Source organism: Nostoc sp. DedQUE08, assembly GCF_034530895.1.
Taxonomy (GTDB): domain Bacteria; phylum Cyanobacteriota; class Cyanobacteriia; order Cyanobacteriales; family Nostocaceae; genus Nostoc.
The window spans coordinates 31,631-38,319 of the sequence record NZ_JAVRCD010000073.1; the positions used below are offsets into that span (position 1 = coordinate 31,631).

The window sequence follows — 6,689 nt, forward strand, 5'->3', positions numbered from 1 at the left end:
TGCATTGGCGTAGCCCAACCCAGGCATCGCAAAATCATTGCGCCTACGTTATCGCTCAACTCAACCTACGCAAAATCAGGTTTTTATTTCTAACACCGAGCGTATTGGGATATTATGCAGGATAATAAAGATGGTTGAATTAGCGTGTCGAAGTTTTCATGCAGTTTGAGTAGGATGAGGCGAAAAATTTAGAGAATCTTCGCAAACATGAGATTGATTTCGCCGATGTTCCTGAAATGTTTGAAAGTGCAATGCTAATTGAGTTAGACTATCGTTTTGATTACGGAGAAAAGCGTTGGTTCGGTATAGGTTTTCTCGGCAACGGTGTAGCCGTTGTAGTTTGGACAGAACGCAAAAATAATGTGATTCGGATCATTTCAGCACGAAGGGCAAATCGGTATGAGCGACAAAGACTTGAGAAATACCTCTCGTACTAACTGGACAGCATTGGAGTCAATGAACGATGAAGAAATTGACTACTCTGACATTCCACCATTGACAGAAGAGTTTTTTCAAAAAGCTACTCTCCAAGTTCCGGCACCTCAAGCACAGCAATTGGTATAGATTGAGCCAGATATATTAGAGTGGTTTCAAGCTCAAAGCGGAGAATATAAAACCTTAATCAACTCTGTTTTACGTCGTTACATCGAAAACTGTGACGAACAGCCAGCATTCTAACAATTCAAAATCCAATATTACACCACAACTTCCCCCCGATTAGATGACAATTTATATTGGGTGGATGTTGCTTAATATTTCCTCAAAAGCGCGATCGCAAAAATAACAAATGTGTTGGCGTAGCCCAACCCAGGCATAGCTAGATTAACTTTTGATTATGAAAGTAAAATGAAATTATCCTCCACCTGAGCTACATCATGGTTGTCCCAGAACTCGAACAACAACTCCTTCAGCTTTCACCTGATGATAAATTGTATATTATCCAACTCCTGGCACAAAGCCTGACTACAGACAATAACAATACTCAGCCTGTGCAAACAAGCAAAATATCAGAATTATTCCGTCAATTTCCCGTGGCTGAATTACCCGAAGAATTTGACCTTACTCGATTACTAAAAACCCTCATTGAGTCCCTACAACCAGCAACTCTAACCAAAATAACAGAATATCCTTTGCCTCAATTTTATGGATGTATCCAAGATGAAACCTTCTTCCGTCATCCTCAAGAACAACAACCAGAACGCGAACCAATCCTGTGAAATTTCTGCTCGATACTAACACCTGCATTATCTATATGCGTGGTAAAAATTCCACTTTAAAACAGAAACTAGAATCCACTACCATTAAAGATATTGCCGTTTGCTCAATCGTCAAAGCTGAACTATTTTATGGCGCAATGAAAAGTGCCAACCCACAACGGAATCTTACTTTACAACAACAATTTTTAGCCCAATTTAGATCGCTACCCTTTGACGATTTAGCCGCAACGACGTTTGGAACAATTCGCTCTCAACTAGAAGCATTAGGTACTCCCATTGGCGCGTATGACTTACAAATTGCCGCGATCGCTCTGACAAATAACTTAACCCTTGTCACCCATAACACTAGAGAATTCCAACGCATTAATAACTTGTTGATTGAGGATTGGGAGATATAGCGATCGCTGAAATCACAATTGCGTTGGCGTAGCCAAACCCAGGCATTGCACCCTTGTTTTACCTGAAACTGCCACTGGGCGATCGCCTGAACAACCTTTGCAATTGTTAGAGTTTGACAAATCGATACAATTAGCGATCGCCTTCATCGCTAGAGATAACCAAAAACTATAATGAATGCATAAAGCAACCAATACACGCAAGGTTAGGAGAATCTAAAGAATGCAGGCTGATAGCATTTCAGAGCAAAGGTTACTTAAAAAAATTCAAAAGCTACCTCCCGAAAAAGTTTTGCTAGTTGAAGATTTTATTGATTCTCTGGATCAGCAAAGCACAGATCATAGCCTTACCTTTGCAGCAGCAAAACTTTCTGAACCAGTTCTGCTCAAAATCTGGGATAACCCTGATGATGCAGAATATGACAAACTATGAATTTGGTGATGTTGTTTTAGTGCCGTTTCCCTTTACTGACCAAACTACTACTAAAAAACGTCCAGCAGTGGTTGTGAGTTCTAATAGCTATCAACGTGAGCGTTCGGATTTAATATTGATAGCGATTACCAGTCAAGCAAATCCAGCAACTTCCTTTGGTGAAATCACAATTACTGGATGGCGAGTAGCTGGTCTTCTCAAACCTTCAATTATCAAACCAGTTTTGACTACCATAGATAAAGGACTAGGATCAAAAAGTTAGGGCGACTTGAGGAGCCAGACCTTCAGGCTTTGCAAAACCTTTTTCTGGCTATTTTGGGTTAATATGCGATCGCTCCCTCCACTAAAAGCCTGGAACTATCACTCAAACTCAGTTTCGCAGAAAGCTTTTAACAAATCGATACAATTAGCGATCGCTCCTAAATGAGCAATTTCATATCCATGTGTATTTTGGGTAGGAAATGCTAAACACGCAGCACGCCCAACATGTCCGAATTTCATGGCAATGGAAGCATCGCTACCAAACCCACTCAGAGTTGTTAACTGCACTGCCATATCCAACTGTTTAGCACTATGGCGCAGTTGTCCATTTAACCCCTCATCATATATTCCATAGGCATCTTGAGATAAAAGTACAGGACTTTCCCCATCTTTAACAGGATATTCCTCAGATAATGGACAAATTTCTAAAGCAATCAAGGCATCCAAACGTTGATTTTGCGTGAAAAATAGCGCCCCAATTGCTCCCACTTCTTCTTTTGCTGAAGCTACTAAATAAACATCAACTACTGGCTGTTTCAGGTTTTCAGCCAAAGCTAACAAAATCGCCACAGAAGCTTTGTTATCCAAGGTGTAACCAGCAATATGATCCTTTAACCGAATTGGACGCTTGCGATGCTTGCCAATCACCATTCTAGTTCCAGGTCGAATGCCAGCTGCTTCTAATTCAGCAGATGTCAGCTTTGTTTCAATCCAAGCATTCTCCCACTTAACAGTAGTATCTTCCTGCTGGACTTTTTGGGGCGATTCGTGGGAAACGTGGCGGGAACCAAAGCTGAGAATACCGTTGATGGTTTCGTTATCTCCCAATAAATCGACAACACCTTCGCCATAAACCCACGGGAAAGAACCGCCGAGTTTGCTGACTTTGACACGACCTTCATCACCAAGACTCTTGACAATTGCGCCAATTTCGTCTTTGTGTGCTGTGATAGCAATTGCTCGATCTGGAATTTTACCTGGAATCTTAGCAATAATATTATCGGCGCGATCGCGCCAGACTTCTACACCCAGCGCTGTAAATCGTTGCATCAACAACTGGTTAATCTCAGCTTCTACACCACTAGGAGAGTGGTGCATAACTAATTCTTCAATAATTTCAAATAAGCGATCGTAATCCCACATCAATACAGTTAGTTTAGTTTTCGACTGTTATATGAGACAATTGTGCATCAACAACCCGACCTGCTGACCTTTTTTGTTGACGCTTCAGCATTCCTACTGCACCAAAAGCACCAAGAGCTAAAATTCCCAAGTTTATCGCAGGTTCAGGAACAGACTTAGCCTCAATTGCCGCCAGTGCAGCGTCTGCTACTAACTTATGAGCATTTGTTGTTGGATGTACAGAGTCAAAGAACAAATAATCATTTGGTTGAGAACATACACTGACGATTGTCTGGAAATTCCCGACTACACAAGGGTTAGTCACATCTTTAAACCCAAACTTCCCTGGATTTGCTTGTACCTGATTAAATAGGGAAAACACATCCACAGAGATCAGATTCAAGTCAGAGTTATTAGTAAATTTGTCTAGTTCGTCTTTTAATCTCGTGTTATGGTCATTTGTTAAGGCAGTCAAGTTGCTAGATAGACCTGTAGCGGCTGCAAAAGGAATCTTGCCTAAATCAGGCAAGTTAAAGACTAAAATATTTTTTGCACCCGATGAGGCAAGTAACCCTACTGCGTTTGATAAATTCTGGACTGTTTGCTTTGCATTCGTAGCTTGACCAAACACATAATCATTTGCACCTCCCCATACAGCATAAAGGGCATTTGGATCGAGCTTCTGATTGGCTTGTATAATCGGTTGCGTCAACAAGGCGACTTGCTCTAATACTCCCGGTAACGGCGCACTAGGAACAACAGCATTACCTTGACCAGAACTAGCACCACCCACAGCAAAGTTAATACCTTGATTGGGAATAGTAGGATTTAAAGTAATGTATGGAGAGGGTTTTAATCCTAGCCGATCTCCGAGGTAGTCTACCCACACTCGATCGTTGGAAAAACGCCCTTGAAAGTAAGGCGGATCTTGGGGAATGGCTGTTGTTGGAGCGACTAAACCATTAGTAGCAGCGAAAACATTGCCAGTATCAGAAAGACTGTCGCCAAATACATAAAATTTGTCAAAACTCGCAGCACTTACTCTGAGCGGCAACATGAAAGATAAGAAAACAAATCCTGCTGCTACAGCTTGTTTTTTCATATTTGTTTTACCTGTATTATTTTTTAGTTTGTTTAAAAGCAATCAAAAGGCGAAAGTCTGACAACTTGTCTTTACTAAGTACGTCTATTAAGTTAATTTACGTTATTTTACTTAACTATGCCTCAAAATTTCATCAAACACGGGTAAAAACGCTGAAAATACTTAGATTTACATTTTCTTGATGAAAAACAGGTCTATTACAAAAAAATGGTCAAATTTATATGTTATGACATGGGAATTGCACACTTTTATGCTTGCGATCGACTAACTGCGACAGAATGGTGCAACCCTTCCTCTTCATAGCTTTAACTTTGCTTTAATTTCAAAGCCTCAGTAGCCGATACACCCTCACCTTGACTGCCGAAATACCACAAAGCCGTAGCAGCCTCAGCACGAGTTACTGGTTTTTTGGGTTGAAACAGAGTCGTATAACCAAACACCCGGCGAATATTCGATTGTTCGCCATTCTGATAATCAGCCAACACTGCTCTTAAAGCCTTCGGGTCAATTTTCGCTACGTCTTGGAAACCCCAGGTTTGTTTAACCGCATCTAAGTTAGCAGAGGGTAAAGCTTGGCGAGTATCTAAGGGTAATTTCCATAGCAGCAATTGTTCTCGCGTTAGAGGTGCATCAGGACGAAACAAAACTACTGTAGAATCTCCAGACAAAGGACTAGGAATTAAGCCAGCCTCAGCCAATCCCTGAATTGCAGGAAAATCAGGATCTTTTGCTGACACATCACTAAAAGCTGGTTGAGTACTTTCTGATGCCAAGCGAATCTGTTTAGCTGGATTGTTGGCATATACAGCATTGTTAGCAGCAATTAGCCAACGGGCATATTCTCGATGTGTAACGATTTTACTGGGTTCAAACTGATTAGTTGTGGTAGTAGAGTTGCTCTTAGTTGTCTTTGTTTCTATAGATAAAACACCTAATGCAGCCAAGTCCTGGATATGTTGCTGCCATTCTTGTGGTGCCTTATTCAGATCGTTGAATACCTGAGATTTAGAGGTGGCTGTAGGGATTGTTTGGTTATTAGCTGTACTTGGTGGCTGTGCTGCCGAGTTTGTCGGTAGTATTGGGCCAATAAACTGTGAATTTCCCGGTTGAGGAACGGCGTTAGCAGTTTCGTTAGGATTTGTAATTGAAGTAGGTTGTGCTATTGCAGTACTATTCGGTACGTAATCAATCAGTAATTCAGTGGCTGTTTGAGGTTGATTGGGTGTGGCGTTAGTAACTGATTTGGGCTGAATGGAAACCTTTAACAGCAAATCGCTGCGACGCGCCTCAAAAGTGTTTCCTGTATCATCTGTCGGCTGTTGTAAAATCTGCCAGTTATTTGTTTGAAACTGGCTGCGATAAAAACTAGCAATAAAATTACTGGGGTCAGAACTTAACCAACGAGTTGAGATTTTGTTTTCTGAGCCGCTAGCAGGTGTAACTTCCTGTAGCTTGGCATTGGAATATAGTGGAATATCTTTAGGAAAATCAGCTGGTAACTGAACAGTTGATTCATTTTGCTGTGCTTGCGGTTGGTTACTCTGAGATTCTCCAAAGACAACTGGATTGCTTTGCAGTTTTGGATCTGCCGCCAAAGATTCCTCAAGGTTTTTGGCGACAGGACTATTAGCACAGGCTGTTAACGAAGTGAGTATAACAGCCCAAATTATTAGAAATACTGCTGGACGTTTACAGGGAAGCACAGGAAATCACAAATTGAGTTTCAATTCCTACCCTAGCGCAGACTGTCCATTAAATGGGAATGAGGCATGGGACATGGTTATCCTCCTTTATTCCCCTGCTCTGCTCTGACTCTCTATATCACCCAAAAACACTACCGACTCACTACGTCTTCTTCGTAAATGTCTATTTTGGTGATGATGTCTCTAAAAATGAGTAAACGGTAGCAAAAGCTACCGTATTGTCTTCGTTTTACAGCCATTAGGTTTTGATAATTCCTATGCTTATTTATAGAGTTCCCTAAAATTCTGGAAAACTAACATTTTTGGGAAAAAATATAAATAAACCTGAAATCATTGCTAGATAAGAGTTTTATAATTTCAGAGTTCTTAGTCAGGATTTTAGTATTTAGATAAGAGTCACCAACTATAGGACTCATATTTGATTTTTGAAAAAAACTCAGTACAGCTTTATTCCTT

Annotated in this window: 9 protein-coding genes; 6 read left to right on the plus strand and 3 right to left on the minus strand. The window is 40.8% G+C overall.

Going from position 1 to position 6,689, the window contains the following annotated elements; genetic code table 11:
- The first annotated feature begins 212 nt into the window (after window positions 1-212).
- The 6 genes from RMY64_RS31890 to RMY64_RS31915 all read left to right on the plus strand — a co-directional run bounded on the left by RMY64_RS31890 (window position 213) and on the right by RMY64_RS31915 (window position 2,307).
- The gene (locus tag RMY64_RS31890) at window positions 213-437 is read left to right on the plus strand and encodes a BrnT family toxin (protein ID WP_322669860.1); all 225 of its coding nucleotides are present in this window, start codon (window positions 213-215) and stop codon (window positions 435-437) included.
- Window positions 438-576: 139 nt separating this feature from the next.
- A complete protein-coding gene (locus RMY64_RS31895; protein WP_322702128.1) occupies window positions 577-678 on the plus strand; it encodes a hypothetical protein in 102 nt (33 codons plus the stop codon).
- A gap of 197 nt (window positions 679-875) precedes the next feature.
- Window positions 876-1,217: a hypothetical protein gene (locus RMY64_RS31900; RefSeq protein WP_322669744.1), complete on the plus strand. Its 342-nt coding sequence runs from the start codon at window positions 876-878 to the stop codon at window positions 1,215-1,217.
- Window positions 1,214-1,615, plus strand: a complete 402-nt coding sequence (vapC, locus tag RMY64_RS31905) for a type II toxin-antitoxin system tRNA(fMet)-specific endonuclease VapC (RefSeq protein ID WP_322669743.1) — start codon at window positions 1,214-1,216, stop codon at window positions 1,613-1,615. The genes RMY64_RS31900 and vapC overlap by 4 nt, the downstream gene beginning before the upstream one ends.
- A gap of 220 nt (window positions 1,616-1,835) precedes the next feature.
- On the plus strand, window positions 1,836-2,045 hold the full coding sequence (locus RMY64_RS31910) for a toxin-antitoxin system, antitoxin component, Xre family protein (protein ID WP_322669742.1): 210 nt from the start codon (window positions 1,836-1,838) through the stop codon (window positions 2,043-2,045).
- Entirely contained in the window at window positions 2,032-2,307 is a 276-nt protein-coding gene (locus RMY64_RS31915) for a type II toxin-antitoxin system PemK/MazF family toxin (protein WP_322669741.1), read from the plus strand. Before RMY64_RS31910 ends, RMY64_RS31915 begins: the two co-directional genes overlap by 14 nt.
- A 98-nt stretch (window positions 2,308-2,405) precedes the next feature.
- On the opposite strand, the gene RMY64_RS31920 is transcribed toward RMY64_RS31915, so the two are convergent.
- The 3 genes from RMY64_RS31920 to RMY64_RS31930 all read right to left on the minus strand — a co-directional run bounded on the left by RMY64_RS31920 (window position 2,406) and on the right by RMY64_RS31930 (window position 6,233).
- Complete coding sequence (locus RMY64_RS31920; protein WP_322702126.1) at window positions 2,406-3,449, minus strand: M42 family peptidase; 1,044 nt, start codon at window positions 3,447-3,449, stop codon at window positions 2,406-2,408.
- Between the two features lie 13 nt (window positions 3,450-3,462).
- Window positions 3,463-4,530: an SGNH/GDSL hydrolase family protein gene (locus tag RMY64_RS31925; protein WP_322669739.1), complete on the minus strand. Its 1,068-nt coding sequence runs from the start codon at window positions 4,528-4,530 to the stop codon at window positions 3,463-3,465.
- Between the two features lie 305 nt (window positions 4,531-4,835).
- Window positions 4,836-6,233, minus strand: coding sequence for an S-layer homology domain-containing protein (locus RMY64_RS31930; RefSeq protein WP_322669738.1), 1,398 nt, complete (start codon window positions 6,231-6,233; stop codon window positions 4,836-4,838).
- Between the last annotated feature and the right edge of the window lie 456 nt (window positions 6,234-6,689).